The sequence below is a fragment of the Bacillus cereus group sp. BfR-BA-01355 genome (assembly GCF_022663675.1).
Lineage (GTDB): Bacteria > Bacillota > Bacilli > Bacillales > Bacillaceae_G > Bacillus_A > Bacillus_A thuringiensis_S.
The window spans coordinates 1-897 of record NZ_JAKUFY010000271.1; the positions used below are offsets into that span (position 1 = coordinate 1).

Consider the following 897-nt stretch of genomic DNA (forward strand, 5'->3'; position numbering starts at 1 on the left):
GCGGAACGAAGTATAGAAATGATTATCGGGATTTACGGCATCATTAAAGCAGGTGCAGCATATGTACCGATGGATCCGACTTATCCGAAAGATAGAATTGAATATATGCTTGCGGATTGTATGCCGAAGGCCTTCCTAACATATAAGACAGAAGTTAAGACAGAAATACCAGTCATTGATCTTGCGGATAACAGTGTTTTCATGGGAGAAACAAAAAATCCCGAGAAAATCAATCAACCAAATGATTTACTGTATTTGATTTATACATCAGGAACAACAGGAAAACCAAAGGGCGTTATGATTGAAAACAGAGGTGTAGTCAATCTAAGAAATTATTTTATCAATTCATTAGAAGTAACAGAAAAAGAGTCTATTTTACAGTTTGCAAATATAATTTTTGATGGATCCGTTTGGGAGATGAATATGGCTCTGTTAATCGGTGGAAGACTTGTTGTTGCAAATAAGGATGAGCGTGAAAATACAGAAGAATTTGTAAAAATGACAAGCAAAGAAAAGGTGAAAATTGCAACCATTCCTCCAGTATTCTATTTCAATATGGATGAATTTAAGCCTGAGGTAGTAATTACTGCAGGTTCTGAATCTAATCGTAGAATAGTTGAGAAGGTTGTAAGAAATTCAAAATATATTAATGCTTATGGACCTAGTGAATGTACGGTTGCAGCAACACATTGGGAATGTGTTCTAAACGATATTATTCCTGACAAAATTCCAATTGGGAAACCAATTCTAAATACAAAAGTATATGTATTGAATCAGATGAAACTTTGTGGAATAGGTGTACCTGGAGAATTGTGTATAGCGGGGGATGGTCTGGCGAGAGGATATCTGAATAGACCAGAACTGACAGCTGAAAAATTTATCGACAATCCATTCGGG

At 35.8% G+C, this 897-nt stretch carries 1 protein-coding gene; it reads left to right on the forward strand.

Features of this window, described 5'->3' with window-relative positions; all coding sequences use genetic code 11:
* A partial coding sequence (locus MR167_RS31530) for an AMP-binding protein (RefSeq protein WP_242316235.1) occupies positions 1–897 on the forward strand: 897 nt, incomplete at both ends.